The 26,198-nt window shown below is 57.6% G+C and carries 28 protein-coding genes; 7 read left to right on the top strand and 21 right to left on the bottom strand.

Going from position 1 to position 26,198, the window contains the following annotated elements; genetic code table 11:
• The first annotated feature begins 17 nt into the window (after positions 1-17).
• Positions 18-1,382 carry a sigma-70 family RNA polymerase sigma factor gene (locus VG146_22495; protein ID HEV2395130.1) on the top strand — a complete coding sequence of 455 codons (1,365 nt, stop codon included), beginning with the start codon at positions 18-20 and terminating at the stop codon, positions 1,380-1,382.
• Here the strand turns inward: VG146_22495 and VG146_22490 are convergent.
• A complete protein-coding gene (locus tag VG146_22490) occupies positions 1,336-2,031 on the bottom strand; it encodes a pirin family protein (GenBank protein ID HEV2395129.1) in 696 nt (231 codons plus the stop codon). The two genes, VG146_22495 and VG146_22490, sit on opposite strands and share 47 nt — an antisense overlap.
• Positions 2,032-2,116: 85 nt before the next feature.
• On the opposite strand from VG146_22490, the gene VG146_22485 reads away from it, so the two are divergent.
• Positions 2,117-3,043, top strand: coding sequence for a LysR substrate-binding domain-containing protein (locus VG146_22485; GenBank protein HEV2395128.1), 927 nt, complete (start codon positions 2,117-2,119; stop codon positions 3,041-3,043).
• Here the strand turns inward: VG146_22485 and VG146_22480 are convergent.
• A complete protein-coding gene (locus tag VG146_22480) occupies positions 3,021-4,130 on the bottom strand; it encodes an aminopeptidase (protein ID HEV2395127.1) in 1,110 nt (369 codons plus the stop codon). The two genes, VG146_22485 and VG146_22480, sit on opposite strands and share 23 nt — an antisense overlap.
• A gap of 213 nt (positions 4,131-4,343) precedes the next feature.
• Between VG146_22480 and VG146_22475 the strand changes: the two genes are divergently transcribed.
• A complete protein-coding gene (locus VG146_22475; GenBank protein HEV2395126.1) occupies positions 4,344-5,243 on the top strand; it encodes a hypothetical protein in 900 nt (299 codons plus the stop codon).
• Between the two features lie 263 nt (positions 5,244-5,506).
• Positions 5,507-6,823, top strand: a complete 1,317-nt coding sequence (locus tag VG146_22470; protein HEV2395125.1) for a glucose-1-phosphate adenylyltransferase — start codon at positions 5,507-5,509, stop codon at positions 6,821-6,823.
• Here the strand turns inward: VG146_22470 and VG146_22465 are convergent.
• The 4 genes from VG146_22465 to VG146_22450 form a co-directional block, all read right to left on the bottom strand.
• A complete protein-coding gene (locus tag VG146_22465) occupies positions 6,820-7,848 on the bottom strand; it encodes a hypothetical protein (GenBank protein HEV2395124.1) in 1,029 nt (342 codons plus the stop codon). The two genes, VG146_22470 and VG146_22465, sit on opposite strands and share 4 nt — an antisense overlap.
• Positions 7,845-9,161: an ATP-binding protein gene (locus VG146_22460; GenBank protein ID HEV2395123.1), complete on the bottom strand. Its 1,317-nt coding sequence runs from the start codon at positions 9,159-9,161 to the stop codon at positions 7,845-7,847. The genes VG146_22465 and VG146_22460 overlap by 4 nt, the downstream gene beginning before the upstream one ends.
• Before the next feature lie 42 nt (positions 9,162-9,203).
• On the bottom strand, positions 9,204-9,887 hold the full coding sequence (locus VG146_22455; GenBank protein HEV2395122.1) for a response regulator transcription factor: 684 nt from the start codon (positions 9,885-9,887) through the stop codon (positions 9,204-9,206).
• Positions 9,888-9,977: 90 nt separating this feature from the next.
• Positions 9,978-11,321 (bottom strand): Gfo/Idh/MocA family oxidoreductase, encoded by a 1,344-nt coding sequence (locus VG146_22450; GenBank protein HEV2395121.1) that lies wholly within the window; start codon positions 11,319-11,321, stop codon positions 9,978-9,980.
• Positions 11,322-11,780: 459 nt separating this feature from the next.
• On the opposite strand from VG146_22450, the gene VG146_22445 reads away from it, so the two are divergent.
• The gene (locus VG146_22445; protein HEV2395120.1) at positions 11,781-12,095 is read left to right on the top strand and encodes a hypothetical protein; all 315 of its coding nucleotides are present in this window, start codon (positions 11,781-11,783) and stop codon (positions 12,093-12,095) included.
• 23 nt (positions 12,096-12,118) lie between these two features.
• Here the strand turns inward: VG146_22445 and VG146_22440 are convergent, their stop codons facing one another.
• The 14 genes from VG146_22440 to VG146_22375 all read right to left on the bottom strand — a co-directional run bounded on the left by VG146_22440 (position 12,119) and on the right by VG146_22375 (position 22,606).
• A complete protein-coding gene (locus VG146_22440; protein HEV2395119.1) occupies positions 12,119-13,393 on the bottom strand; it encodes an MFS transporter in 1,275 nt (424 codons plus the stop codon).
• A 171-nt stretch (positions 13,394-13,564) separates the two neighbouring features.
• The gene (infA, locus tag VG146_22435) at positions 13,565-13,783 is read right to left on the bottom strand and encodes a translation initiation factor IF-1 (protein HEV2395118.1); all 219 of its coding nucleotides are present in this window, start codon (positions 13,781-13,783) and stop codon (positions 13,565-13,567) included.
• A 55-nt stretch (positions 13,784-13,838) separates the two neighbouring features.
• Positions 13,839-15,137 (bottom strand): hypothetical protein, encoded by a 1,299-nt coding sequence (locus VG146_22430; protein HEV2395117.1) that lies wholly within the window; start codon positions 15,135-15,137, stop codon positions 13,839-13,841.
• Between the two features lie 19 nt (positions 15,138-15,156).
• Positions 15,157-16,083 (bottom strand): lactate/malate dehydrogenase family protein, encoded by a 927-nt coding sequence (locus VG146_22425; GenBank protein HEV2395116.1) that lies wholly within the window; start codon positions 16,081-16,083, stop codon positions 15,157-15,159.
• Between the two features lie 13 nt (positions 16,084-16,096).
• Positions 16,097-17,167 (bottom strand): class II aldolase/adducin family protein, encoded by a 1,071-nt coding sequence (locus VG146_22420; protein ID HEV2395115.1) that lies wholly within the window; start codon positions 17,165-17,167, stop codon positions 16,097-16,099.
• A complete protein-coding gene (locus VG146_22415; GenBank protein HEV2395114.1) occupies positions 17,164-17,469 on the bottom strand; it encodes a EutN/CcmL family microcompartment protein in 306 nt (101 codons plus the stop codon). Before VG146_22415 ends, VG146_22420 begins: the two co-directional genes overlap by 4 nt.
• 6 nt (positions 17,470-17,475) lie before the next feature.
• Positions 17,476-17,745, bottom strand: a complete 270-nt coding sequence (locus VG146_22410) for a EutN/CcmL family microcompartment protein (protein ID HEV2395113.1) — start codon at positions 17,743-17,745, stop codon at positions 17,476-17,478.
• 2 nt (positions 17,746-17,747) lie between these two features.
• The gene (locus tag VG146_22405) at positions 17,748-19,244 is read right to left on the bottom strand and encodes an aldehyde dehydrogenase (GenBank protein HEV2395112.1); all 1,497 of its coding nucleotides are present in this window, start codon (positions 19,242-19,244) and stop codon (positions 17,748-17,750) included.
• The gene (locus VG146_22400; protein HEV2395111.1) at positions 19,241-19,552 is read right to left on the bottom strand and encodes a EutN/CcmL family microcompartment protein; all 312 of its coding nucleotides are present in this window, start codon (positions 19,550-19,552) and stop codon (positions 19,241-19,243) included. The genes VG146_22405 and VG146_22400 overlap by 4 nt, the downstream gene beginning before the upstream one ends.
• Positions 19,553-19,568: 16 nt before the next feature.
• Entirely contained in the window at positions 19,569-19,865 is a 297-nt protein-coding gene (locus VG146_22395) for a BMC domain-containing protein (protein ID HEV2395110.1), read from the bottom strand.
• Positions 19,866-19,868: 3 nt separating this feature from the next.
• Positions 19,869-21,152 (bottom strand): acetate kinase, encoded by a 1,284-nt coding sequence (locus VG146_22390; protein HEV2395109.1) that lies wholly within the window; start codon positions 21,150-21,152, stop codon positions 19,869-19,871.
• 96 nt (positions 21,153-21,248) lie between these two features.
• A complete protein-coding gene (locus tag VG146_22385) occupies positions 21,249-21,527 on the bottom strand; it encodes a BMC domain-containing protein (protein ID HEV2395108.1) in 279 nt (92 codons plus the stop codon).
• Positions 21,528-21,570: 43 nt separating this feature from the next.
• The gene (locus tag VG146_22380; protein HEV2395107.1) at positions 21,571-21,864 is read right to left on the bottom strand and encodes a BMC domain-containing protein; all 294 of its coding nucleotides are present in this window, start codon (positions 21,862-21,864) and stop codon (positions 21,571-21,573) included.
• A gap of 58 nt (positions 21,865-21,922) precedes the next feature.
• Positions 21,923-22,606 (bottom strand): phosphate propanoyltransferase, encoded by a 684-nt coding sequence (locus tag VG146_22375; GenBank protein HEV2395106.1) that lies wholly within the window; start codon positions 22,604-22,606, stop codon positions 21,923-21,925.
• 82 nt (positions 22,607-22,688) lie between these two features.
• Between VG146_22375 and VG146_22370 the strand changes: the two genes are divergently transcribed.
• Both VG146_22370 and erpA read left to right on the top strand, forming a co-directional pair.
• Positions 22,689-23,486 carry a DeoR/GlpR family DNA-binding transcription regulator gene (locus VG146_22370; protein ID HEV2395105.1) on the top strand — a complete coding sequence of 266 codons (798 nt, stop codon included), beginning with the start codon at positions 22,689-22,691 and terminating at the stop codon, positions 23,484-23,486.
• A 193-nt stretch (positions 23,487-23,679) separates the two neighbouring features.
• Positions 23,680-24,027, top strand: a complete 348-nt coding sequence (erpA, locus tag VG146_22365) for an iron-sulfur cluster insertion protein ErpA (protein ID HEV2395104.1) — start codon at positions 23,680-23,682, stop codon at positions 24,025-24,027.
• Between the two features lie 152 nt (positions 24,028-24,179).
• Here the strand turns inward: erpA and VG146_22360 are convergent, their stop codons facing one another.
• Positions 24,180-25,715, bottom strand: coding sequence for a tetratricopeptide repeat protein (locus VG146_22360; GenBank protein ID HEV2395103.1), 1,536 nt, complete (start codon positions 25,713-25,715; stop codon positions 24,180-24,182).
• Between the last annotated feature and the right edge of the window lie 483 nt (positions 25,716-26,198).

The following is a 26,198-nucleotide window of genomic DNA, read 5'->3' as shown; positions in this document are numbered from 1 at the left end:
AAGGACGGAGCTGAATCATGGGCGAAGACCAAAATCCTGATGGAAGTGAGGTGTCTGAAGTGGTCGAGCATCTCTTCCGTCATGAGTCCGGCAAAATGGTGGCCACCCTGGCCGGAATCTTTGGTATCGAGCACCTGACGCTCGCAGAAGACGTCGTCCAGGAAGCCCTCATTAGGGCTTTACAGACATGGCCCTTTTATGGTGTGCCCCAAAATCCATCAGCCTGGATCATGCGCGCGGCGCGTAATCTGGCGCTGGATTTCATCCGCCGCCAGAAGGTCTTCCGCGATAAAGAAGCCGAAATCGTTCATTTGATGGACCGGCCAGCACAGGCGGCTGATGCTGCCATTTTCGCCGACCAGGAAATCGCCGACGACAGGTTGCGGATGATTTTCGTCTGTTGTCACCCCTCAATCCCAGCCGACGCCCAGGTGGCATTGGCATTAAAAACCCTTTGCGGCTTCAGTGTGACTGAAATCAGCCGCGCCTTCCTGACCACCGATGCCGCCATTGCCAAACGGCTGACCCGGGCGAAACAAAAGATTCGCGACGCGCGGATTCCTTTTGAAATCCCCGCAGGCGACCAATTGGCGGCGCGGCTGGACGGCGTTCTCCAAGCACTGTATTTGCTGTTCAACGAAGGCTACAAGGCATCGAGCGGCAAAAAGCTCGTACGCGAGGAAATCTGCCAGGAAGCCATTCGCCTGACGGCGTTGCTGGCTGACCATGCCGCCGGAAGCGCGCCTAAAACCCATGCACTTTTGGCGTTGATGCTCCTGAATGCCGCCCGCCTTCCCGCCCGCAGCGATGGAGATGGCAACCTGCTCCGGCTCGCCGAACAGGACCGCTCCCGCTGGGATCAATCGCTCCTGGCCCGAGGCATGTTCCACTTCGCCCGCTCGGCTGCAGGAGAGGAGCTTACCCAATACCACCTTCAGGCCGGCATTGCCGCCTGCCATTGCGCCGCCAAAGATTTTCAATCCACCGATTGGCGGCAAATCCTGGCCCTCTACGACCGCCTCCTGGACTTTGATGATTCAGCCGTCGTCGCCCTGAATCGCGCCGTTGCACTGGCCTACGTTCATGGCCCCGAAGCTGGAATCGGCGCCGTCGGGGCGATCCCGAATCAAATGGAATTGAACTCGTACTATCTTTTCTACGCTGTCCTGGGAGATTTCGAAAGCCGCCGAGGCAACTTTTCGGCCGCGGCAGATTACTTCCGCCGCGCCCTCAAGCTCACCGGCCTGAAATCCGAGCAGCTCTTCCTATCCCGGCGCATCGAGACCTGCCAGGAGCATACTCTTATCAGACCAGCGCCTGAGAGCGCGCGGCGCATTAATTCAGATCAAACAGCAGCACCTGCGACGGCTTCAGGGCGGTGAGTTGCACTTGCGACTCATCCGAAAACGCCACCGCATCGCCGCTCTTGAGCGTGTCGCCGCCAAGCCTCACCTCCCCTTCGGCCACATGCAGCCATGCATGACGCGATGGTTTCAGCGCATGCGAGGCCTCATTGCCAGGTTCCAATTTAGCCAGGTAGAGCTCGGCGTCCTGATTGATGGACAGTGAACCCTCGCGACCTGACTTCGAGACCACGAGGTTGAACCGGCCTTTTGGCGCGTCCACCAAGGACTTCTCGCCGTAGCGCGGCTTCACCCCTTTGCGCTCGGGCACAATCCAGATTTGCAACAGGTGCACCGCTTCATCCTTCGAGGGGTTAAACTCACTGTGCTGAACCCCGGTTCCCGCGGCCATATATTGGACTTCCCCTGGGCGGATGACGCGGCCATTGCCCATGGAATCCTTGTGCTCGAGCGCGCCGCTCAGGACATAGGTGATGATCTCCATATCCCGGTGCGGATGCGTTCCAAACCCCATCGCCGGCATCACCAGGTCGTCGTTGATGACACGCAAGGACCGGAAGCCCATCCAATCCGGATCGTAGTAATCCGCGAAGCTGAAAGTGTGGTAAGAATCCAGCCAGCCGTGCTCGGCGTGCCCCCGTTCATTTGCTTTTCGAATCATTCTCATGCCCCTACACTGCCACAGATCAAAGGGGCTTGAGAAAGATCATGTTTCTTGACTGAGCATAACCAAAGGGCATAGTCGTTTTCCTATGGAACTGCGTCATCTCCGCTATTTTATTGCCGCTGCCGAGGCGGAGAACGTCTCGCGGGCGGCGCTGAAGCTGCGTGTGTCCCAGCCGGCCCTGAGCCGGCAGATTCGCGATTTGGAAGAGGAGCTTGGGTTTTCCCTGTTTGAACGGAGCGCGAAATCGGTGCGCTTGACCGAAGCCGGAAGGGCCTTTCTCACCGAAGGGCGCGCGGTTGTGCAGCGAGCCGAAGCGGCTGTGAAGGCTGCGCGGGCGATTGCCACTGCGGGCCGTGTGGAACTTCATGTTGGGTACGCCCCCTCGCCAACGGTCCGGATAATGCCCGCAAGCTTGCGAGCATTTCAGACGCGGTTTCCAAAGGTCCGAGTCAGGTTGCACGACGTGTCCACCGAGGAAATGCTGGCTGGGGTTCGGGAGGGCAAACTCGATGTGGCGTTCCTGGTGCGCCCCAGCAGCAGGATGCTGCGGGGACTGCACTTTGAGGAACTGGCGCAGGACACGTTGTGCCTGGCGGCGCCACCCGGCCACCCGCTGGCCCGGCTGCGTTCCATCCCTCTGGCGCAAGCCGCCCGGGAAGCGCTGGTGGTCTTTAGCAGCAAGGATTACCCGGAATATCATGATTACCTCGACGCGTTGTTTGCGCCGATCAAAGCCAAACCCAGGATTGCCCAGGAACAAGATAGCTCCGCCAGCTTGATCGCCGCCGTTGAGTCTGGCGCCGGGCTGGCCATAGTGCCTGAAAGCTTCTCCTGCTCGGCCGGCCCCCGCCTGAAACTCATCCCGCTGTCGCCCGCGCCCGAGCCTTTTGTAATCGGGGCTGTGTGGACCAAAAAGGGGCTGACACCCCTGGCTGAAAGTTTTTGCAAATCGGCGAAGGAAGCTGTTGCGGGCAACCGCGGGATGAGCCTCACTTCAAGTGTTGCGGATTGAGGGGCCTGAGGTCTTTGGGAAGAAATATACCGTCCTTTCGAATCAGTTCGCCGTCCAGCCAAATTTCACCTCCACCCCATTCGGGGCGCTGGATCAGCACCATATCCCAATGGACGGCTGAGCGGTTGCCATTGTCGCATTCTTCATAGGCCTGGCCGGGTGTTAGGTGGAGGGACCCGGCGATTTTTTCATCAAAGAGAATGTCGCACATCGGGTTAAGGATATACGGGTTGAACCCAAGCGAGAACTCGCCGGTATAACGGGCCCCGGGGTCGGTATCCAAAATCTCGTTGAGCCGCCGGGTGTTATTGGAGGTCGCGTTGACCACCTTGCCGTCTTTGAATTCGAGACACACATTCTCGAACTTGGTCCCGGAATATAGCGTGGGGGTATTGAATTGAATTCGGCCCTGAATCGAGTCCTTTACTGGACAAGAGAAGACTTCGCCATCGGGAATGTTCCGGTCGCCTTTGCACATTTTAGCGCCGATGCCCTTGATGCTGAAGTTCAGGTCGGTGCCGGGCGCTTTGAGATGAACCTGGTCGGCCTTGCTGAGGCGCCTCTCCAGGGGGGCCATCGCGCGGGCCATCTTGCGGTAATCCATCGTGCAGACGTTAAAAAAGAGGTCCTCGAATGCCTCCGTGCTCATTCCAGCGCCCTGGGCCATGCTGGGAGAGGGCCAGCGCAAGACGCACCAACGGGTCTTGCTCACCCGGTGATTCAGCACCGGGCGGGTTGTGCGCGAATAGAGCGCCATGCGTTCGCTGGGAATGTCGGCGTTTTCATTGGCGTTAGAGCTGCCGCGCACCGCGATGTAGGCCTGCATCTTCTTCATGCGGAACAACTCCAGATCGCGTTCGAGCGCGGCGTGCTGTTCGTCGGTCTCGCGCAGCAATTCGCGGTTCAATCGTGTATGGCGCACAGCGACTATCGGCACCGCTTTCACTGCCCGGGCGGCGCGAATCAATTCAATCGAGAATTCATCCGGCACATCAATCAGGTCCAACAGAACGCGATCGCCTTTTTCGAGTGCCGTCGAATATTCAACCAGGAGTTTAGCCAGCTTGGTGTAGCGCGGGTCAGTCATAGCTCTTTAGCGGGCAAGCTAGACGACCCAACCGGTTCTGTCGAGGGCGTCTCAGGGGCTCTGAAGACCGCTGGTCATTCGTTTCGCACGGGTGTTTGAAAAACAGAGACAATAGGGAAACACCCCAAAGCGGCTTGATTACTATCAGGAGTACTTTACCGATGCAGAAAACTCAGGAGTGAATCGAAAAGGATTGGAGAGCGATGCCGTTGTATGAAAGAAGAAGTCTATATTGAGCAGCCTTCAGGTCTGGCGCCTTCACATGTCAAGAGGGTTTCCTGGGGAGCAATTTTTGGCGGGATGTTTGTCACCATTGTGATGCAGGTGATGTTTACTTTGCTGGGTGTGGCGGTGGGCATTGCGAAGCTGAATGCAAGCCAGCCGCAGGTTTCGGGCGCCCAAATCATCACCGGCTCAGGCATCTGGCTCCTAGTGACCGGCCTGGTTTCGATTTGGATAGGTTCGTGCATCGCCGGGCGACTTTGCGGCGGGCCACAGCGAGCTGACGGAATGCTGCACGGGATTGTTTCCTGGAGCGTGGCGATGGTAGCGATGTTTCTGCTGCTGGCCACCACGGTGGGCTCGGTCCTGGGCGGTACGGGCACATTCATCGGCAATGCTATCTCTTCTCAATTGAACCCCGCCAATGAACCCGGCCCGCTTGCGGATGCACCTGAGGTCAAAGGGGCCTTGCCCAATTCCGGGGCGTTGCTTCCACCGACAGGCCGGACCGAGGGCCAACAGCCACCCGGCCAATTGAGCGCGCTGGCCCAGCAGGACACGGATTTGGCGAGTGCTCTGGCGCGTATGGAATCTCAAGGCGGCCCGTCCAAAGCGCCCCAGGCTCGCGACCAGGCCATCAATCTGCTAACCACCAAACACAACCTCAGCCAGCAGGACGCCGCGTCTCTGCTGAGCCGATGGGACCAGGAATTTCAACAGGCTCACGTCCAAAACGAACAAGGAACCCGGCCACAACTCGAGTGGGTTCCATTGTGGGGGTTTATTGCGTTGTTTTTAGGCCTGCTGGTGGCTGCCTGGGGTGGGTGGGCGGGAACCTCGTCCGTTCCTGTGCCGGTTCAGGCGCCCACAGTAGCCGCTGCGAAGACCTGATCTGAGATCTCACTGATTCTTTCGATGTCGGAGACGACGTAAGAAGTTTTTGATCAGCAACTTCCGGGTGAACCAAAGGCCGCTGGCTGACAATCTTGATCTGAGGCTTCTTACGTCGTCTACTACATAGATTTGGGACTGACCTCATTGGCCTTGGATTTTCTGGCGAGGATTTCGTGGATTTCGAGGATTTCGCGGATTTCGTGACAAAGCTTGCGCATCGTTCCGTAAAGACCCTATACTCCCATGGCGCTTGACAATTCATGGATTTCATCTCACAAACGGGCCGCCAAACGATTAACACCAGCCGCGTGTTGTCGGTTATTATGGGCGGTGGCCAAGGCACCCGCTTGTTTCCTTTGACCAAGGAGCGGGCCAAACCGGCTGTCCCTTTGGCGGGCAAATATCGCCTGGTCGATGTGCCCATTTCCAACTGCATCAATTCCGGTCTGAGGCGAATTTACCTGCTGACGCAGTTCAATTCGGCCTCGCTCCACCGCCACATCGCGCAGTCGTACCGCTTTGACTATTTCTCAGGCGGTTTCGTCGAAATCCTGGCAGCCGAGCAAACTTACACGGATGATTCTTGGTACCAGGGCACTGCGGATGCCGTTCGCAAGAACATGATTCATTTCCGCAACCATGATTGGGACCGCTTGCTGATTCTAAGCGGGGACCAATTGTATCGGATGGATTTTCGTCCGATCATTCACCAGCACGCTGAGAGCGGGGCGGATATCACTATCGCCACGATCCCCGTGCGCCGCAGCGAAACACCCGCCTTGGGCATAATGCAAATCGATGCGGACCGGCGCATCACCCGGTTCGTCGAGAAACCGTCCGACCCGCAGGTGCAGGATTCGTTGCGAGTCGATCCCGCCTGGTACCAATCGCTGGGCATCCGCGGCGAAGGGGAGTTCTTTCTAGCCTCGATGGGCATTTACGTGTTCAACCGGGAAGTCATTTTTCAAAGCCTGGAGAATACTCTGACAGATTTCGGCAAACACATTATTCCCCAAGCCATCCAAAATCGGCGTGTGTCTTCCTTTGTCTTTCAGGGGTACTGGGAAGATATCGGCACTATCCGCGCCTTCTTCGATGCCAACCTGGACCTCACCAGCGAACTCCCCCGGTTCAACTTCTTCGATATGGCCTCGCCGATCTTCACCCGCCCGCGCTTTTTGCCTGGCTCAAAAATCAACGGGGCTGAAATCGATCACGCGGTGATTTCTGATGGTTGTATTATCAGCCGCGCATCAATTTCCAGCAGCATTGTCGGATTACGTTCCATCGTGGGGCCGGGAACCGTGTTGCGCCGGTCAATTGTCTTAGGAAGCGATTATTATGAATCCTATGAATCCATCCTCCAACACGAAAAGGCCGGCAAACCCCGCATTGGCATTGGGTCCAATTGCCGCATCGAAAACACCATCGTCGATAAAAACGCGCGCATTGGCGATAACGTCGTGATCTCCCCCGCAGGCAAACCCGAAAAAGTGGACCACCCCAGTTATTACATCCGCGACGGGATTGTCATTATTCCAAAAAGCGGCGTGCTCCCGCATGGGACGGTGATTTAAGAGGTCAGGTGCTTCCAATAGCCCAGCCGGCCCGGATTCCACGTGCAGACGGCGATGTCCCCATTTTCGAGCCAGATCGCATCGTGCGGATGGCGGAAGCCGTGTGGTCCGAGTAGTTTGCCAACTTCAATAACCGATACGACCTTGTTGTCGCCGTCTAAAATAATCATTGGCCCGTCCAGGTCAGGAACCAGCACGTAATCCCCCCGAATGTCCGCATTGCAGGGAGCGGTGATTTCCTTCGCCTCGATCGTGCTGTGGTAAGCCCCGCGCAAAGTGAAATACTCAAGCCGCTTGTTGCCGCGGTCGGCTGTGAGCAGCAGCTTGCGCCTCGAATCGTAGGTGATTCCGTGCGGGCAGTTCAGCTCGCCATGGGCTGAACCCAGGCCGCCCCAGGATTTGCCGGCATAGACGCCATCGGCTGTCTTGAGGGCGTGGACCATGCTGCTGCCATAACCGTCAGCAACGAAGACCCGGTCGTTGGCGGGCGAAGCAACCGAATCGGTGGGCTTGTAATTGCCCATTTGAGGGCTCCATTTCTGGGTCCAAAGCACCTGGCCTTCGAGAGTGGTCTTATGGACAGTGGCATCATTGTTGGCGTGATACAGCACGGCCCGGCCATCCGGTTCGACGGCAATATTCAGGCCGTGCGGCACGCCTCGGGCCAGGGCGTTGTCGGCTCCCAGCAACACTGGGTTGGTTCCATCCGGCGCAAAGCGCACCAGTGAGCGGGTCTGGTCCTCAAGGCTTTCCGGTTCGTAGGTGAAATAGATGTTGCCCTGGGCATCCCGGCAGAGGCCATGCCCGTTTTTCATCTTCACATCGGGTGGAAGCATGAGCTTGTCTGGTACGAACTCGAAGCGAAACTCGCCCGAACCGCTGAGGATGGGGTGGCCCAGCGGAGGTGCCTGTGCCCCGCTGGAGTCGAAGGGGGCTTCGGTTGCGGAATGGTGCGGCGCTGCCTGGGATGTAAATGCGATGGCGGCAAGCGAAGCGCCGGTGTGCAGGAATTGGCGTCGGTTCATTGTGTGATAGGCTTAACTTGCCCAACTCCGGCGTTCTGAGCAAGCCCTCGGGCCTCATTTCTCAATTGGGGAAGTTCAGAGCCTTGTGCAACTCTGCCTTCCCGGAGGGACGAGCTTTCCGGGAGTCCGCGTTCCTGTAATCCCTCGCTGTCTGGAAGTGTAAAGTAGAACGAGGCCCCTTGACCAAGCTGGCTCCTTGCCCAGGCTCGCCCGCTATGGCTTTGCACGATATGTTTTACGATGGATAAGCCCAGCCCTGTGCCGCCTTGTTCGCGGGAGCGGGCCTTATCAACTCGATAAAACCGCTCGAACACACGTTCGATGGAGTCAGGGGGGATTCCCGGACCGTCGTCCTGGACACACACCTCGATTTGGGCGTCACCAAGAGCCCGGGCGCTTACGGTGACGGTCCCCGCCGACCGACCGTACTTGATCGCGTTGTCAATCAAGTTACACAAGACCTGTTCGAGCCGGTCCGCATCGGCCCGAATCTGCATGTCTGGAACATTGTCCACCAGGCTGGTCTGCCTGGCCTGGGCACGGGATTTGAAATCGCTCAGGACCTTGGCAACCAGGGGCTTTAAGGGGATGGTCTGGAGATTGAGCTGGATGCGGCCCGATTCCAATTCCGAGATGGTGAGCAAATCCTCGATCAAGAGCTTTAATCGCTCCGCGTTGCGATCGATAGTCTGCAGGAATTTATTGGCCACCACCGGGTTGTCCTTGGCCCCATCCAGCAGGGTTTCAACGTAACCCTTAATGAGGGAGAGCGGGGTGCGCAATTCATGGCTGACGTTTGCAACGAAGTCCTGGCGCGAACTTTCCAGGCGCTTGAGGCGGGTCAAATCGTGGAAAACAAGAATAGTGCCTTGTCTTTTTCCGGCCCCGTTAAAGATAGCTGCCCCATTGACCTGCAGCCAGCGCTCGGTAGGGCGCGCCAGCTTCAGCTCAAAACCCAGCACTTGCCTTCGCGGCCCCAGAAACTCGACCAACTCGGCCAGTTCGTGCAGGCGCAGCGCCTCCATAATCGTGCGAGAGCGGATGTCATTGGTGATCCCAAATAAGGCCGTAACGGCGCGGTTTGCCAGTTGCACACGACCGCCCTGATCCAGGAGCAGGAGTCCTTCGGCCATGCTGTTGAAGAGAGCTTCCTGGCGGGTCTGGACCTCGAGAGTGGACTGGGCCTGAGAGCGGCGGAGCCGTTCGAGTTCCTTTGCGGCGGTTCGTTGGGCGCGTTCAAAGCGCGCCCGCCACCAGCCGTTCAGGACCAGCAGCGCCAGCGCCAGGACCATGGTCACAATAGGCCATAGCATAGAAAGTCCGAGGTCCACAGCCCGAAATGCGCCCTTCGGCTGCTAGGCCTCAAGGAAACGATAGCCTACACCGCGCACGGTATCGAGGAATTTTGCCGCAGGCCCAAGCTTTTCACGCAACCGGCGCATATGAGTATCCACCGTGCGAGTATCAATAAGGTTGTTATATTCCCAGACATCGCGCAGCAGTTGCTCGCGAGACTGCACCCGGCCGCGTCTTTGGGCCAGGAGCAAAAGCAGCTTGAATTCCGTGGCTGTTAACTCGATCTGCTTGCCCCGCCAACTGACCAGGTGCCGGGGGGGATCAATCACCAGTTCGCCAAATCTGTGCAGGTCCGGTTCTGCGGTTGCGGCCTGGGTGCGTTGCAGCAGCTTTTTAACGCGCAAGACCAATTCGCGGGGGCTGAACGGTTTGCAGATATATTCGTCGGCGCCCAGTTCCAACCCCAAGATACGATCAATTTCGGCAGCCTTGGCGGTCACCATCACAATCGGAATAGCAGCGGTTGCCGTATCGCGCCGGAGGATTTTGCATACCTCCAATCCATCGATTTCAGGCAGCATCAAATCCAAAATGATCAAGCTCGGAATCATGGCGTGGGCCTTTTTGAGGGCCTCGGCGCCATCGGTTGCCTTGAGGACATCAAAGCCTGCCTGGGCGAGATTAAACTCGACCAACTCGACCGCCTCAGGCTCGTCATCGATCACGAGGATTTTGGATCTCACCACCGGATGCAATAACATGGGGCTGCGGCGCGAACAATCACGGGAATGTGACATCGGGGTGACAGCGGTGTAACGATTTGAGTTCAAGGCTTACACACTCCAACTCAAGCCTTTAACGCCCCAGCCAGGCCGGTACTCACGCCGGATGAACCGGTTGGCTGCGGTCAAGTCGAATTCTAGCCGGGTGGGGTTCCAGCGCAACGTGGTGTTCGGGAATCGAGAAGCCACACCTCCTAGCAGCACTGACTCAGTCAATGGTCCGGCGTAACCAAAATTTGCCAGCGTCCGGTCGCGCCCCAAACAGGCCTTAACGAACTCGCCCCAATGATCACGCGACTCGACTTCAGGAAATTTCAGGTCTTTGAACTTTTTATCAGGATAGAGCAATGGGCGTGAGACGTGCGGCAAGACCAGCGTGCCCTGGGTTCCAACGAAGATCGAGCCGGTATTCGGTCGTTCGTCTCCCTCCAACAGAGCCAGGATTTCGGCAGGTGGTTTGGCTCCCCCGTCATACCAAGTCAGTATCACCTGGGGTTCGGCCGTGAAGGATGTGCCCGGGAAAATATATTCGATGTGCGAATCCATGGCCCAGTTCCATTGGTTGGGGGCTACTCCGCTCGAACGCACCGAGAGCGGCGCCGAGAGTTGCAGGGCATCGAATACCGGGTCAAAGATGTGACAGCCCATGTCCCCGAACGTCCCGGTGCCGAAGTCGAGACGTTTTCGCCAGTTGGCCGGGTGATAATAGGCCTCGCCGAGGAAGGGCCGCTCGGTGCATACCCCCAGCCACAGTTTCCAGTCGAAGCCTTGGGGCACCGGGTCCGAGCGGTCCGGGCGGGGCGTGGGGTCGCCCCAGGATTTGGGGCACCAGGAGTGGACTTCCTTGATTTTGCCGATGGCCCCGGATTGAACCAGTATCGTAGCGAGTTGGTAATCGCTGGTCGCATGGATTTGGATTCCCATTTGCGTGACCACTTTCTTGCGGGCAGCCGCCTCAGTGAGCTTGCGGACCTCATGCAAATCGTGGGCGAGGGGTTTTTGGCCATAAACGTGCTTGCCCAGTTGAATGGCGCTCATGCCCATGACGGCGTGCATGTGGTCTGGGGTGGACACGTTGACCGAATCAATGCCGTGGCCTTCGGTGTCAAGCAACTCCCGCCAATCTTGATAAATCCTGGTCTGGGGGAATTTTTTCTTCAGCTCCTCGGTTCGGTTCAGGTCCACTTCGGCGACGGCGACTAGTTCTAGCGCCTTGAACTTGGTCAGCTCATTGAGGTCAGCCCAAGCCATACCGCTGGCGCCGAAGCTGGCGTGGCGCAACACGCTGTTCGGTGAGCGGGCTGCCCAACCCGTGGTGACGAACGGTGCGGCCGCAGCGGCCATGCCAAGAGTTTTGAGAAAAGAACGGCGCGAGAGTGTTCGGTGAGAGCTCATAAGATTAAATAGCGTCAAGGACAACAGAGGCTCGATGCATACGGAAAGAAAAGCCTAAGGCATCGGAAGGGTCAATGAAATTAGGGGCGGGCACATCACCTCAGCCCAAAAGCGCCAGCGGCGGCGCGCCAGGGCTTCGTCCCAGCGCTGCATGAGTTAAATGCCCGGTCCGGCCTTGTTGCGCCAGTGTCCGCTCCGCCTCTATGTCATACTCATACTCATACTCTTGCTCTTGCTCCTCCTCGCCTTGGTGGCCTAGGTACGGGTAGGCATTAGAGCAGGACTGGCTCAGTCCACGACGCTTCGCGCGGGATGGCGCAAGCGGGAGCCAGCGTTTTGGTGACAAACAAACAAATCGCTCTGGTTGACATCTCCGCGCTCTCCACCCTACTCTGACAGTCCAAAGCAGCCCCCGACGCGGCGAAAGGCCATCGGTCGGCCAAGCTGCGGAACCGCCTTATGCCAGAAGAGATTTTCAAGGCCAGCCGTTGGACGAGAGGCAATTTCCTCTTCCCCACTGTTATTGAGGTGACCGATAAGGCCGTTACAAGGCGCAAGCGCTCCTGGTTCAACCAGGACGAGATGACGATCAGCATTAGCAAAGTGGCGTCTGTCCATATCAAGACCGGCATCATCTGGTCGGATATTTTAGTCGAGTCCTCCGGCGGAAGCGATCCGCTGGCGAGCCATGGACATCGAAAAGCTGACGCCCAGCGGATCAAGGAATTGGTCGAAAATGCCCAGGGCGGAACAGACGCGAACAGGGATTCCTGAATCACCCGGTTAAGGGTCGTTTGCTACCCGGCGTCCAATCGCCCGTAGGCGCGGATTTGCGGCCAGAGCACGGCTACGGCGATAACCACCAACACCGTCCCGATCCCTCCCGAGACCACCGAGAAGACCGGTCCCAACCAGTAGGCAACGGTGCCCGACTCGAAACCGCCTAACTCATTGGAGGTCCCGATGAACAGGCTATTGACGGCCGAGACGCGCCCGCGCTTTTCATCAGGAGTAAGCAGTTGCACCAGGGTGTGCCGGACAACGACGCTGATGTTATCCACAGCCCCGCAGACAAAGAGCATCAGCATCGACAACCAGAACCAGCGCGAAAAGCCAAATACGATTGTGGTCAGCCCGAAGATAGCAACCGCCCAGAGCATGGTCCTGCCGGCTTTCTGAAGCGGACGCCTGTGAGCCAGGAATAGCGCGCAGACCAGAGAACCCAAAGGCAAAGCCGCTTGCAAAAAGCCAAGCCCCCTCGGGCCGGCGCGCAGGATGTCCTTGGCATAAACCGGCAATAGTGCCGTGGCGCCGCCCAGGAGCACGGCAAAAAGGTCCAGCGTAATTGTTCCCAGGATGATCGGGTTGGAAAAGACAAAGTTGAAGCCAACGATCAGGTTTTTGAGGGTCATTTTCTCTTTGATGGCCACCACATGGCTTCGGCTGACGAGGCTAATGAGAGTCAGGCATAATAGTGAGGCGGCGGCATTGGCGGCGTAAACCGGGGCTGCACTGTGAGTGGCTGCGATGAGGGCGCCGCCCGCCGCAGGACCCACCACGGATGAAAGCTGGAAGCTGCCGCTGCTCCAAGTGACGGCTTTTGAGAACTGCTGGCGGGAAACCAGATGAGGCAGGAAAGCGGAACTGGCCGGCCATAAAAAGGTGCGGGCCGTGCCGGCAACAAAGAGGCAGAAATAAATCCAAAAAACGTCAGCGTGCCGGCTCGAAATCCAGGTCAGCCCCAGGCTGGCGAGGCCAATGAGAAAGGTCATTAGAACGATGATGCGTTTGCGATCATGATTGTCGGCCACATGACCAGCCGGTAACGTGAACAGGATCATCGGAACCATTTGAGTCAACCCCACCAAACCCAGAGCCAATGCGGAATTGGTGCGCTCGTAAAGTTCCCAGCCCACCGCAACAGTCAGCATCTGCTGGCCCAATGAGGACATGAACCGGCCAACCAGGTACAGCAGCAGGTCGCGGTTGCGCAGCACCGCATACGGATCACGCGAGGGCGCAGCGGAGCCCGCAGTCAACGATTCGGGTGATGTCCCGGCAGGATTTATCACGGCTGCGCCACTATAAACGCGAAAGTATGAAGGAAGAAGGATGAATTATGATCAAAGCGGCGACACCTCGAAGATGCCGCCGCTTTTCCAACAACAACTCGCAATTCCCCCCTTGGCGAAACGCTATCTTTCAATTTTAGGACCTTTTACGGATATGGGGACCTCACCCCATCAACGGAGGCGATAAGTAATGCGGGCCTTGCTCAGGTCGTAAGGGGACATTTCGAGCCGGACACGATCACCAACGGTCAGACGGACGAAGTGCTTGCGCATCTTACCCGAGAGATGAGCCAGCACCTCGTGCGCATTGTCCAGCTTGACCCGAAACATCGTTCCCGGCAAGACAGTGGCGATGGTGCCTTCGAGTTCTATCGGTTGCTCGCTACTCATCGAAGTCAGAGAAATGTCCCATCTTTTAGCCTGAACGCAAGCTTTTGGAAACGGTTCAGCCAAATTTGCGGGTTAAACGGTGGTGATCGTAAGCGCGGCGCTGGTGCGTATCCATTTTATCGAAGTCGGGAGAGCCGTCGGTTTTTTTTGGCCAGGAGTTGTCGGCCATTTTGGCTCGATTGGCCGCGCCGGTCGCGCGCAGGTTGCTGCGCTCTGTCGTATTCGATGCCGCGGCCGGTAAGCGGTTCGTAGAAAGGCTGACGAGGGTTCGGGCGTTTCGATTGGCGCGATAACTCATGGCCGCATCGGTCAATTCGAGGTCCTGTTCCAGCGGCAACTTGGGTTTGATGTTTTTGGCTTCCAACACGCCGTGATAAGCCCGCACCGCCTCTTCAGGAGAAAGTTTGCCGTCGGTGATCAGGCGCAGCATCTCGATAAAAGCCAGTTGATGTTCGGCATTGTTGATCTTGCGCCCAAACAGGGCGACCCGCGCCCCGTATTTCTGCGCCTCATGAATTAGCTTAAAGGCGTCGTAAGTCGTGCCGGCGCTTCCGCCCAGAATGCCGACAATGAGATTGGGGTCGTACTGGGCCAACTCCTCCATCGCCCGCGGGCCGTGATAGACAATCTTCAGAAACAGTGGCCGCCCGGACTCCGGCACGCCGGCCAGGCTGCGCAGGATATTGTCATTAATGAACTCGCCCAGTTTTTCCGCAGGAATCCCACTGGCGATATTCGGGTCAAAGACTTCCAGGAAATAACGGAAGTTTTTCCGCTCGGCTTCTTCGCGGAATTCTTTGAAAGCAAGGAGGGTTTCCCGGTCTTGTTCGAGGTTGTTGACGAACGTGACCGAGTAGAGACCGAGATTGGCGCCTGGAAAACTCTCGGCGGAACGGTCGCACTCGATTTTGCCGCATTGAATGTGATCAATGGTGGCGGTGCGAAAAGGTTGCGCCGGTTCAGCGGTATAGCAGCCGTGGCGCACAGCCCAGACATCGGTGGCGTCGTTGGCGCGGGCGGCGGGAGTGACATGGGAACTGCGAAAGAGACCTTCCTTGATTGTGAGTTGCTCGTTGACGTATGCCGACATGAGCAGGATGTCGATCACCCCCTGGTGAACCACCTCACGGATGATGTCCAAAAACTCCGGCAGGTTTCGGTAGCCGTAATCCGCTCGGCTCCAGATTTCCGGCGAGAAGCGCGCTGGCCGCTCTCCGCGTTTGGAGAGATAAGCGCGCGGGCCCGGAGCCCGGGTTCCGAATGCCATGTCGGCATCTTTGGCATCGGCGATGATGAAGGCCGTCGTTGCCGGGTTGGCTCTTATTTGCGCCAATTTGGCATCGAGGGATTTCATGGGCCGGCAAACCAGCGGATCAGGCGCCGGCCTTTGCGAGCGTCTCTTTCAAGGCGCGGGCGGATTGCTGCAATGCCATTTGTTCCTTGGGCCACAGCTTGAGTTCGACCTGTCGTTCAATGCCCTTGCGGCCCAACACAGAGGGCAAGCTCAAGCAAATCTTATCAATCCCATACACCCCTTGCGCCAGGCTTGAAACCGGAAGAAGGGATTTTTTGTTCAATAGGACCGTGTGAACCACTTCGCGAATGGCAACTCCGACCGCCCAACCGGCGCCCCCCTTTTTCTTAATCACCTCCGCCCCGCTGCCTTTGGTCCGCTCGAAGACGGCATTCTGAAAGCCGGGGGTGCACTCGGGCAAGCCGGACAAGGGCAAGCCATTGACGGTTGCGCTGGACCAAATGGGCACCATGGAATCGCCGTGCTCGCCCAGGATGAGGGCTTTGACCTGGGTAGGAGCCAGCTTGAGTTCGTCGGCGATAAACGAGCTGAAGCGGCAGGTATCGAGCATGGTGCCCAGGCCATAGACCTGCTGCCAAGGCAACCCCAGCTTTCGTACAGCCAAGTGGGTAAGGATATCCACTGGGTTTGACACAACCAGGACGTGGGCATCGGGCCGCATCCCTGCGGATTTGATGCTGTCGAGAATCTGCAGGAAAAGGGTTACATTGCGGTTGATGAGGTCCAGCCGCGATTCATCCGGTTTACGGCGCAGGCCAGCGGTGATCAGGAACAAGTCACTATCCGCAGCGCGCGCGTAATCGCCGGGGTAGATTTTTTGATCGCCGGCAAATGCCGAGCCATGAAGCAAATCAAGGGCCTCGCCTTCCATGAGGTCTTTATTGGCGTCAAGAATTTGCAGCTCGGCCATCAGTCCTTCGCACTGCAGGGCATAGGCTGCGCACGAGCCAACCCGGCCTCCGCCGCCGATAATGGTGATTTTCATAAAAAATTCGCGGTTACTTGTGACCGGGCGTGAGGCCGGACATGATCTGATCGGTAATGGTTTGGATAAGGGCCTCGGCGGCAGGGTCAGGCGGCGTGACCGCAGTGTCTTGCCCGCCGTTGTGGGCCTGCAGTGCGCAGGTCACGCCGGGACGCCAGCCCTCGTTGTCGCACAGTTCGCATTCTTTCAGGCCAAACCGTGGGTCGGGTATGCCGAGGCTTTGTTTGATTTTAAGCAGGTCCTGCAATTGGGCAGGAGTCATGGTGTTGACGGGTTTCCCTAATTGGGAGGCAACAACGACTGTGCGGCAGTAGGCCTCGAGAATCTCCATTTTAAAGTAGGCGTCCTCGAGGTTGTTGTGGCTCCAGGTGACCACCCCGTGGTTGGCCATGAGGATGGTGTTATGTTTATCGACAAGGTCGGCAACCAGCTTGCCCATCTCCGGTGTGCCGGGCGTGCGATACGGGGCAATGGCCACCGAGGCGAACACCTCGAATTCCGGAATCATGCAGGTGGGCGGTTGAATACCCGCCACCGCAAAGCCGGTGCTATAGGGCGGGTGGCAATGAACCGTGGCTACCGCGCGCGGCTGCCGCTTCATTATTTGCAGGTGCATGAGAATTTCGCTCGTGCGCTTTTTCTCACCACAGAGTTGGTTGCCTTCGAGGTCCACCAAGCACATGTCTTCCGGTTTCATGAAACCTTTGGAGACCAGCGTGGGGGTGCAAAGCGCGATGTCATCGCTTACTCGGATCGCGATGTTACCGCCATTGCCATCCACGTACGCACGCTGCCAGAGGCGGCGGCCAATATCGCAAATCTGGAGCTTCAGGTCGTTAATTTGCGGAGACTTGAAGAAGGCCTCGATCTCGGCTTTTGAGCTTTTCGAGGAAGGAGCGATGACTGGATTGCGCGGCGTGGCCGTCTCAGGCTTTCTTGCGTCAAAACCCCCGTTGTCCTTGGCAAGGTCCAGCAGGAAGTCACGCGCTGAGGGCGTCAACAATGCATCCTGCGGCAGCGCATGGACATCTTTGCCGGCGCGCAGCATCTCTTCCAAATCACGGACACTGAAAACCTGCTTCATGGGTTGAGTGGTTTGTAAAAGAGCTCGTCGATTAAGGCGACGTTGATTGCATCAATGGGCGTGGGGCCATCAAATGGGCAAGCCGCTTCACGGCCTTCCTCAAAGCCGATTGGCTGGCCGACTCCGCCGCCCAGGTTATCATAGACAATCAGGCTGGGTTCTTTGCTGAGGGTGGCGGATGTGGCCAAGCCCTTCGAGAATTGCTCGCGAGCAAATGGAGAGACGACCAACCAGCGGGCTCCGGTGAGAGAGGGGAGGGTGGCGCTCAGTGTTACGCGGCCAATGACGTTGCCAAGTCTCATCGAACTTCATCCGGGTTGCTGCTCATCGACGATGGCAATGACCGACCAGCGGGCGGGGCTTTTGTCGTCGCCAACCAGGACGCGGGCGGCTGCGCCATCGGAGGAAATAATCACACGCTGGTGCAGCCCGGCGCCGTGGGGGTCGATAGAGACCTGCGGCGCGCCCTCGGCAACCCCTGCCTGGTTGATGGGCTGACAAATCACCAGCCGCCACCCTTCGAAGCCGGGATGCTTGCGGGTGGCCACAACATTGCCTTCAACGCGAGCGAGGACCATACTCAGTAAATGCGCAGGTTATCGACCATCACACAGCGGCGCACCCGGCAAAAGGTCTTTGGGTTGGTCACTCCTTCGCCAGTCGGTGTCGCGATGGAATAACTCAGATAGCCCTCACCGCCGAGGCCGAGGCCCGCCATGCACGGGCCGTTTTTGATAAACAGAGTCGTGTCCAGAGCCCGGGCCATCGCGGTCATGTGTTCCACATTGTGTGAGTGAATGATCGAGGTGTGTTTGTAATTGTGCTCGGCTGCCACAGCCGCCTGGATTCCCTCTTCGACTGAGCTGACCCGCACAATCGGGATGAAGGGCATCATCTGTTCCTCTCTGACAAAGAGGTGGTCCCTGTCCGTTTCGCCAAACAACAGCTCGCTTTTATCTGGCACGGTTGCGCCGGCGGCTTTGGCCAGCACTCGGGCATCTTTGCCGATGAGGGCTTTGTTGACCATCGGTTCAGGGCACCCTGCGCCCTGGCCTTCCTTAAAAGCGAACGCTTCCTTTGTGAGGCGTTCGACCTGGCCGGCGTTAAGCCGAACGGCGCCCGCTTTTTCCATTTCCTCCATCAACTCGTCCGCCACGCTACCCAGCACAAAGACCTCCTTCTCCCCGATGCAGAGCAGGTTGTTATCATAGGCGGCGCCGGCGATAATCGACTTGGCGGCGCGTTTCATGCAAGCGGTGTCATCGACCACGACAGGCGGGTTGCCTGGCCCGGCGCAGATGGCGCGTTTGCCGGTTTGCATCGCGGCCTTGACCACCCCCGGCCCGCCGGTCACACAGAGAAGCCGGACGGCGTCGTGACTGCAGATAGCTTTGAACGATTCGATGGTGGGATGCTCGATTATTGTGACCAAATTCTCGATGCCGACCTCGCGTTCGAAAGCCTTGTTGAATTCAGCGACTGCGACGGCGGCGCATCGGGCTGCGGATGGGTGAGGGTTGAACACGACGCTATTACCCGCAGCAACAATATTGACGATATTGCCGCTCAAAGTGGGGACCGAATGAGTCGAGGGCGTAATGGCCGCCACCACGCCGAAGGGCGTGTATTCTTCCAGCGTGATGCCGTGATCGCCGCTGCGTCCGTCCGGGTGCAGCCACTCGACGCCAGGCACTAATTTGATAATCTTCAGCTTTTCGATCTTGTGATCCAGCCGCCCGATTTTCGTCTCATCCAATTCAAGTTTTCCCCACTCGACGGCATTGGACTCCGCCAGTGTTTTGACTATTTCAACAACTTTCGCCCGGGCAGCGACCCCCTTTTGTTTCAACTGCACAAAGGCCTGCTGAGCGGCGGCGCAGGCGGCTTCTGCATTTTGAAATACCCCATGCCGGCCCCCGCCCGAACTGGCGGCGCTGGGTTGCGCAGGATGAGAGCAACCGCAAGGCTCGCTGGGTGGGACGGGAGCAGAGGTTCCATTTTTGCCGGGGGCCTGGCCCAGGCGCCCCAGCACTTCGGCTACCACATCCCGAATCAAAGCTTCGTTCACGGCGCTCATGTCTTTGCGTTATAGATTTGCTTTCCCAGGACATCGACGGTATCGACAATGCCGATAATGACCGCATCGACGGGGGCATCCTTCAGGCTTGACGCCAGGCGGGCAGAGCTGCCCTGGCAAAACATCACCAACTCCCCAATCCCCGCCCCCAGTGTATCCACCGCCACGATGGTATTCATACCGGGACGAAACTGAGTTGGGTCTTTTTCATCGACCAATTGGGGCCGGACCAGGAGCAACTTGCGTCCGCTCATGGAGGGGTCCTTTTTTGTGGCGACCACCGCGCCTTCAACCCGGGCCAGAAACATAGGTCAGGTTGGTGGATTATTGCTTGGCTACCGGCTTTTTGGGCAGCACGGCTTCCACATCCGCGTGAGGCCGGGCGATGACGTGGACGCTGACCAGCTCGCCTTTGATGGCCTTGATGGCCTGGGCGCCGGCATCAGTGGCCGCTTTGACAGCGGCCACGTCGCCCACAACGACGGCGGTGACCAGGGCGTTGCCGACTTGTGTCATGGGCCCCGCCAACTCGACGTTTGCCGCCTTGAGCATTGCGTCGGTGCCTTCCACCAGGGCCACCAACCCGCGGGTTTCAATAAGTCCTATTGCTTGATGTGCCATAAGTTAATGCTTTGTTAGTTTTGTTTTGAGAGTGGTGATTTTGAACTTGTCAGTATAATCGCGAGGCCGCCTGGGCTGGGCGGCGTTCCGCTGCTGCTCGGCCTGCATTTTTTCCAAAAAGCGCTTCACTTCGCGCGCCACAACCAGTTCCTCGTTGGTGGGGATGACCAGGACCTTCACCGGTGAATCCGGGGTGCTAATCAGCGCTTCCTTTGCCCGTGTCGAATCATTTTTTTCCTCATCCAGCAGGACCCCCAACTGATCGAGATTTGAGCAAATCGATTTGCGAAGCTCGGCCCGGTTCTCGCCGATGCCCGCCGTGAAGACCAGGGCATCCGCGCCGTTTAGTTGTGCCAGGAATGAGCCAATCCAGTGGCGGGTCTGCTGTACGAACACTTCCAGGGCCAGTTGAGCGCGGGCATTGCCTCCCGCTGCGGCCTGTAGGATGTCACGTATATCATTCAGACCGCCCGAGAGGGCTTTGAGGCCCGAATTCTGGCAGAGAATGGTTTCGGCGTCGTCGAGCGTCAGCCCGGCGGTGCGCATCAGGAATGGCAGCGCGAATGAATCCAGGTCACCGACCCGGTTATTCTGCGGCAAACCGGATTGGGGGCTCAGGCCCATACTGGTTCCAATGGCCAGGCCATTGAGGATGCCGGTTATGGACGAGCTGCCGCCCAAATGACAAGAGATGATACGCAGGTCAGGCTGGCTCACAGGCGTTGCGGCGACATTGACATACAATTGTCGCACCCGTTTGGCGACATCCTCGCGGCCCAGCAGTTCGGCGGAGCGTTCGGCAATATACTTATGACTGGCCCCGTGAAAGCCCCAGCGCCGAACGCCCAGGTTGTGCCATTCTTCCGGGACCGCATAGCGAACTGCCGCGGGCGGCATCCACTGATAAAAGGCGGTTTCAAACAACCCCACCAGCGGCACAGACGGCATTCTCTGCGCGAACAGCCGGATTCCTGTTATGTAGGGCGGATTATGCGCGGGAGCGATTCCGTTGAAGGCCTCCATCGCCTTGAGGACTCTTTCATCGAGTCGCACACAGCCGTTGACGCCTCGAGCCATTATCGTTTTAAAACCCACGGCCGCAAGGTCGGTGTCGCTCTGGATGGCGTCGGCGTCCTTTAGTTGGACGAGGCAATCGCCGATTGCCTTGGCGTGATCGGCTACCCGTTCGAAGCCGCCTTTGTGCAGAAGCTGTTCCTGGCCGCTTGTGAAATCGAACAGCCGCCACTTCAACGAGGTCGAGCCCAAATTGGCGACAAGTATTTTCATCGGAGGGCGAATGAAAAGGTCAGTTCCAAACCTTTGTAGGAGACGTAAGGCATGGATTTCATGCGCTTGGGTATCCCGAGGGTGTCTGCGGCCTGCCTATTGCAGCCACCGGCCCAGGACGGATAGCCCTTCATGCGGGCGCGGGATGACCTGCACGCTGATGACCTGGCCGACTTGCGCCGCTGCAGCCGCGCCCGCGTCGGTTGCGGCTTTCACGGCAGCGACATCCCCCCGGAAAAAGCCGGTGACGTACCCGCTGCCGATTTTCTCCCAGCCCACGAGGGTGACGTTGGCGGATTTGAGAGCGGCATCGCAGGCCTCCAGCAAAGGGCATAAGCCTTTGCATTCGATCATTCCGATTGCTTGTTGACTCATAAGAATTTTGGTTTGTGAATCGTTGGTTGTGCCCGGTCGAACCTCATTTGGGCTTCGCGTTGGCGGCTTCGCCCAGGAAAGACCTCAGCAAATCCTCGTGTGGCCGCGCCAGGATATGCGAGCTCGCCAGTTCGCCGACTTTCGCTGCCGCTTTGGACCCTGCATCGACGGCAGCTTTGACGCTACCCACATCACCCCGGCACAGCACGGTGATTAAGCCGCCGCCGATTGGTATGGTTTTGATCAGATTCACGTTGGCGGCCTTGACCATCGCGTCACTGGCCTCGACGCTGCCGACGTAGCCTTTGGTTTCTATCATGCCTAATGCTTCGCTCATATAGTTAATTCATTGATAATGGAGTGGATGGGTAAATGTGGAGAAAGCGGATAAAGGGTTATGCTTCCATCAGTTCACAGGGGGTTTCAGGCTGCAGGTTGCAGGCATTGCCTTCATCGGTGTCTATATGGACTTCCAGTTTGAAGCTCTTATCCACGCGGACCAGGAGCTTATCCAAAATTAACCCGCAAGGGCCCCCAATTCTGAGCCGCATTTCAGCGCCGGGTTTGACCTCATAATAGTTCGCGTCTTCCGGCGACATATGCACATGACGCAGCGCCCGGATAACGCCCTCCTGCATCTCAAAAAATCCAGCCGGCCCCATCAGCATGCTGCCCAGCGTCCCTTTGATGTCGCCGGAAATGCGCAACGGCAGCTCGAATCCCAACGCGATGCCATCTGTATATGCCAATTCAACCTGGTTGAAATTCCGGCACGGCCCCAGGATGCGGAGGTTGGAGATGACCCGGCTGCGTGGACCTATCAAAGTGAGCGTTTCTTTCGCCGCAAATTGGCCGTCCTGATAAAGCCACTTGTGCGGAGTCAGTTGGTGGCCCTTTCCAAAAAGAACCTCGACAGCCTCCGGAGTGAGATGGCAATGGCGCGCGCTGACATTCACGACCAACGGATTGGGTGCTGCCGCCCGTGAAGGCAACGGCTTGCCTAGCCGCTGATACACGGCCTGACGGACCATGTGCTCAACCACGGCCCTGTGCAAAGTAGATGGTGCAGAAGCGACCATTTGTGAATGTTTTACGTCGTATTCTGAACTAAGTCAACAAATATATTGCAAAATATTCCATATTCTGCCATGATCCTGTCAGATGCAGTCAGAACAGCGCAAAGAGCGAATTGCGGAATACCTGCAAAAGGTTGAGTTTGCGTCCTTAGAAGAGATTGCAGACCAGGTTCATGCGTCCATTTCCACAGTTCGCCGGGACCTTTCGTCCTTGGAAACGTCAGGGTCATTACGCCGAACGCACGGAGGTGCCCGTTTGGTAGCTCCCCGGTCGGATGAATTCCTGTTTACTGCGCGGGATACGCATCATTTGGCCGAGAAAGAGACGATTGGGCGCGCGTGTGCGGAGCTGATCCAGCCCAACCAGAGCATCATCATAGACGCAGGAACAACGGTTTATCACACCGCACGTTATCTGGAGGCCAAGGCGCCGCAGATAATTACCAATTCGCTTCCAGTGGCGAACCATTTTGCGTCAGCGAACCGTCTGGAGGTGATTGTTTCCGGCGGGGTTATTTACCCCCGGCTCGGCGTTTTGGTGGGGCCGCTGGCGGTAGATGCCTTTTTGCGGATGCACGCCGACGTGGCGATCATGAGCGCGGGCGGTGTATCGCTCGACGGCATTACCAATTCGCACGGCCTGCTCATCGAGATTCAGCGGGCGATGATACAGGCGGCGCAAAAAGTGATTTTTTGTTTTGATCATACGAAGTTTGGCCGCAAATCGGTGCTGCCATTATGTGATTTGGATTCTGTGAACACGATCGTGACGGATGCGCGGGCCCCGATGGACCTCATCGACGGTCTGCGCGCGCGAGGTATCGAAGTGGTCGTTGCGCCGGCAACGCCTGGCCCAGTAGCGGCGGCGCCCCTGAACGCTTAGCGGGAGCTATTCATTTCAAAACCGCTACTGAGGGAGTCCGTAGCATGAACTGCATCTCTAATCTGGCAATGCTTCTCCCTCATCTTCTGATGAATCGCGCCTTCAGCGCTCGGACGCGAACATATGTCCCAAACCACCGCTGCAATTATTGACATCGCTGTGGATGCGGCTTAGGGTTTGTTTCAGAGAGCTTATGAATGAGACCATTGCTTCCGAATCGGCCGTGCAGTTGACGCCTGCGGCCGCTGAGGAAGTGCGTTCGCTGCTTCAAAAGCCAGAGAACAGCGGAAAACTGCTTCGGGTGTACGTCGAGCAGGGGGGGTGCTCCGGAATGCAATACTCGATGACGTTCGATGAGAAACGCGCTGACGATTTCGCTATGGAAATGCACGGCGTGAGCGTTCTGGTGGACCCGTTCAGCGCGCAGTATATCCGCGGGGCGGTGGTGGATTTCAGCGACAGCCTGAGTGCCGGCGGCTTTAAGATTTCCAATCCCAATGCGCGCCAGAGTTGCGGCTGTGGCAAATCCTTTACGGCCTAGCCTGAAAGTTCATGCCTGGCTGAATAATGCCGTTCCGTGCGATGCGGAACGGCTTTTTTGTTTTCCAAGCTGTTTCGTTGCTCGCGTGTGGGCGTTTTGGCCCTGGCCTCACGTTGGGCAAACCTCATTGCGCTGCCCGCTCCAAAACCGCTTTAGGTAACAGGGGCGGGTTCCCAGGCCCTATCTGGATGACTCTCCCTCGGGCAGTGAAATTCAATCGCGCAATTGGAAAGATAACCACACCAATCGTCAACAGCCTCAAACGCCGGTTTCCTCGCTACCCAATTAGTCTTCGCCTTGTTATTCAGCGCCTGGAGCAAGGCGCGGAACTGGGTATTTTCCGGGGCAGCTTGCACCGCGTTTTGCGCCACCACAGCCGCGTCTTGAAACCTCCCCTGTGACAGGAGCAGGTTGATGTAACCGAGGACCGCCTCGGGATTGTAGGGGCAGATTTGAGTGGCCAGTTGGAAGGTTTCCTCCGCTTGCGCAGGGTAGTTGCGGTCTCGGAACAGGTTCGCCTGCGCCGTGGCCATTTTGGAGAAGGTCCTGCTGACGGCACCATCCTCAGAAGTGTCGGGTTGGGAAAGAAGCTCCTGAGCGGTCTGCTGCCAATATTCCAAGGACTGATCGACACGGTTCTGGCTGAGGGCGTCCTGTTGGCCCTGAACTCTCAATTCCATGATGGGACCAAGGGTGCTGGCGCTGGCGTAGGTGGACTTGAATGGAAAGGACTCCTCCAATGCGAAAGAGGCATCGGAGTTCTTTTGTAGCAACGATTGAAACAGGGATTCGTTCACCGCCATCACAGAGAGGGCACCGTATGGCGTGAGGGTTCCATCCGCGCTTCGAATCTCTTCGCCGGGCAGTAGTTGTTTGGGTTCGTCCGGGAACTGTTGGTCATGCGCCTGGCGCTTTTGGAAATCGGCGACATAATTCCGGAATGCCAGGTTGCGGTCATCCTGGGTGAGGGTATTGAGCCGGTCTCCATACATGAAACTCAAGTAATTCAGGTAGGTATCGTCGGCCAGGGCGTTTTGTGTAAGCGTAATGTGGCGCTCGCCGTCGCTGGTGTCGTTGAGGAAAGTGGGGATGAAACAGCCCGGGTCAGTCCCTCCGACGTAAATCATTCCAGGATGAAGCGAGCCAAGGATCGCGTTGCCGTAATCCAGCAGCTTCTGCGCGGGCCACATGTGGCCCTGCTCAGCGGCTCCGTAGGTTTCCAGGATTGCATGCCAGACTACATCGAGGTCGTGCGACCTAGGCACGGCGTCATGGCGCTCAGAGAGTGCCTTGAAGCGTGCCTTAATCTCATCCCAGTTCCCCGCCTCGGCAGCCCCAAAGAAGGCTTCCACATCGGCAGGGATTTGGATTTTGAAATGTCTGGCCATCGCTTTGACAACTCTGTGCCGGTAATGGGCGAACTGGCTGAGTTTGGCGGCGACAACTTCCTCTGCGGTGGAAGGCGACTTGAGCACCGAAGGGCCACCGCCCTCCGCGCCCTCGGCCCGGAAGCCCTCGTGCGGCATTGAATGCGCATTTAAATTGGCAGAATCCGAATGGCCTTCGACAATATGCGAGGCGGGCAAAAGAACTGCAATGAGGACAGTCAGAAGGCACCCAATCACAATGACCCAGACCAAACGCGAGCTTCCACTGAACAATTTGGGGCTTTGATTTCGTAGTTGCATGGATTCTCTATATCTTCGCTTCAATAGACACCGGCCTGAATCGGTTTTGTATGGGCCTGGAGAGAAAAAACGGGATTGTTCCGCAGGTCAGCGGAGCAACGCCCATCAGATTGGCAGCGAGATGAACACATATTCCAGACATCTTTTCTCGCCAACAGCCCCATGACCGCGGCGCAGGCGTGTTCCGCGGCGACCTTGTTGCCCGATGGGAGGGTGCTGCCTTGTGGGGGCGAAGCCTGGACAAACAGGTTTTTCCGGCGTCGGTAAACGAGGGCTAGCTAGAGCCTGTCCCAAAAGCGGGGTTTTTGGCGATGATGGAAATGCAACTAATGAATGTAGTCATAATGATAAGCTACACTAGGCATCAGTGCCAATTCACCTCGTTAGCATGTCGAAATCCGCTGGTCCAGTACACACCGCGCGGGTGATTACTGCGCCGGAAAAATCCTTTCGGCGGGGTTCAGGCCGCCTCTGACTCTGCCT

Source organism: Verrucomicrobiia bacterium (assembly GCA_035946615.1).
GTDB lineage: Bacteria > Verrucomicrobiota > Verrucomicrobiia > Limisphaerales > UBA8199 > DASYZB01.
This window is presented reverse-complemented; position numbering and strand designations above follow the sequence as displayed.

Bases quoted from the DNA above. Each gene is read 5' to 3' on its own strand.
- VG146_22495 (HEV2395130.1), top strand. From the start codon at position 18: ATGGGCGAAGACCAAAATCCTGATGGAAGTGAGGTGTCTGAAGTGGTC.
- VG146_22490 (HEV2395129.1), bottom strand. From the start codon at position 2,031: ATGAGAATGATTCGAAAAGCAAATGAACGGGGGCACGCCGAGCACGGC.
- VG146_22485 (HEV2395128.1), top strand. From the start codon at position 2,117: ATGGAACTGCGTCATCTCCGCTATTTTATTGCCGCTGCCGAGGCGGAG.
- VG146_22480 (HEV2395127.1), bottom strand. From the start codon at position 4,130: ATGACTGACCCGCGCTACACCAAGCTGGCTAAACTCCTGGTTGAATAT.
- VG146_22475 (HEV2395126.1), top strand. From the start codon at position 4,344: ATGAAAGAAGAAGTCTATATTGAGCAGCCTTCAGGTCTGGCGCCTTCA.
- VG146_22470 (HEV2395125.1), top strand. From the start codon at position 5,507: ATGGATTTCATCTCACAAACGGGCCGCCAAACGATTAACACCAGCCGC.
- VG146_22465 (HEV2395124.1), bottom strand. From the start codon at position 7,848: ATGAACCGACGCCAATTCCTGCACACCGGCGCTTCGCTTGCCGCCATC.
- VG146_22460 (HEV2395123.1), bottom strand. From the start codon at position 9,161: ATGCTATGGCCTATTGTGACCATGGTCCTGGCGCTGGCGCTGCTGGTC.
- VG146_22450 (HEV2395121.1), bottom strand. From the start codon at position 11,321: ATGAGCTCTCACCGAACACTCTCGCGCCGTTCTTTTCTCAAAACTCTT.
- VG146_22445 (HEV2395120.1), top strand. From the start codon at position 11,781: ATGCCAGAAGAGATTTTCAAGGCCAGCCGTTGGACGAGAGGCAATTTC.
- infA (HEV2395118.1), bottom strand. From the start codon at position 13,783: ATGAGTAGCGAGCAACCGATAGAACTCGAAGGCACCATCGCCACTGTC.
- VG146_22430 (HEV2395117.1), bottom strand. From the start codon at position 15,137: ATGAAATCCCTCGATGCCAAATTGGCGCAAATAAGAGCCAACCCGGCA.
- VG146_22425 (HEV2395116.1), bottom strand. From the start codon at position 16,083: ATGAAAATCACCATTATCGGCGGCGGAGGCCGGGTTGGCTCGTGCGCA.
- VG146_22420 (HEV2395115.1), bottom strand. From the start codon at position 17,167: ATGAAGCAGGTTTTCAGTGTCCGTGATTTGGAAGAGATGCTGCGCGCC.
- VG146_22415 (HEV2395114.1), bottom strand. From the start codon at position 17,469: ATGAGACTTGGCAACGTCATTGGCCGCGTAACACTGAGCGCCACCCTC.
- VG146_22410 (HEV2395113.1), bottom strand. From the start codon at position 17,745: ATGGTCCTCGCTCGCGTTGAAGGCAATGTTGTGGCCACCCGCAAGCAT.
- VG146_22405 (HEV2395112.1), bottom strand. From the start codon at position 19,244: ATGAGCGCCGTGAACGAAGCTTTGATTCGGGATGTGGTAGCCGAAGTG.
- VG146_22400 (HEV2395111.1), bottom strand. From the start codon at position 19,552: ATGTTTCTGGCCCGGGTTGAAGGCGCGGTGGTCGCCACAAAAAAGGAC.
- VG146_22395 (HEV2395110.1), bottom strand. From the start codon at position 19,865: ATGGCACATCAAGCAATAGGACTTATTGAAACCCGCGGGTTGGTGGCC.
- VG146_22390 (HEV2395109.1), bottom strand. From the start codon at position 21,152: ATGAAAATACTTGTCGCCAATTTGGGCTCGACCTCGTTGAAGTGGCGG.
- VG146_22385 (HEV2395108.1), bottom strand. From the start codon at position 21,527: ATGAGTCAACAAGCAATCGGAATGATCGAATGCAAAGGCTTATGCCCT.
- VG146_22380 (HEV2395107.1), bottom strand. From the start codon at position 21,864: ATGAGCGAAGCATTAGGCATGATAGAAACCAAAGGCTACGTCGGCAGC.
- VG146_22375 (HEV2395106.1), bottom strand. From the start codon at position 22,606: ATGGTCGCTTCTGCACCATCTACTTTGCACAGGGCCGTGGTTGAGCAC.
- VG146_22370 (HEV2395105.1), top strand. From the start codon at position 22,689: ATGCAGTCAGAACAGCGCAAAGAGCGAATTGCGGAATACCTGCAAAAG.
- erpA (HEV2395104.1), top strand. From the start codon at position 23,680: ATGAATGAGACCATTGCTTCCGAATCGGCCGTGCAGTTGACGCCTGCG.
- VG146_22360 (HEV2395103.1), bottom strand. From the start codon at position 25,715: ATGCAACTACGAAATCAAAGCCCCAAATTGTTCAGTGGAAGCTCGCGT.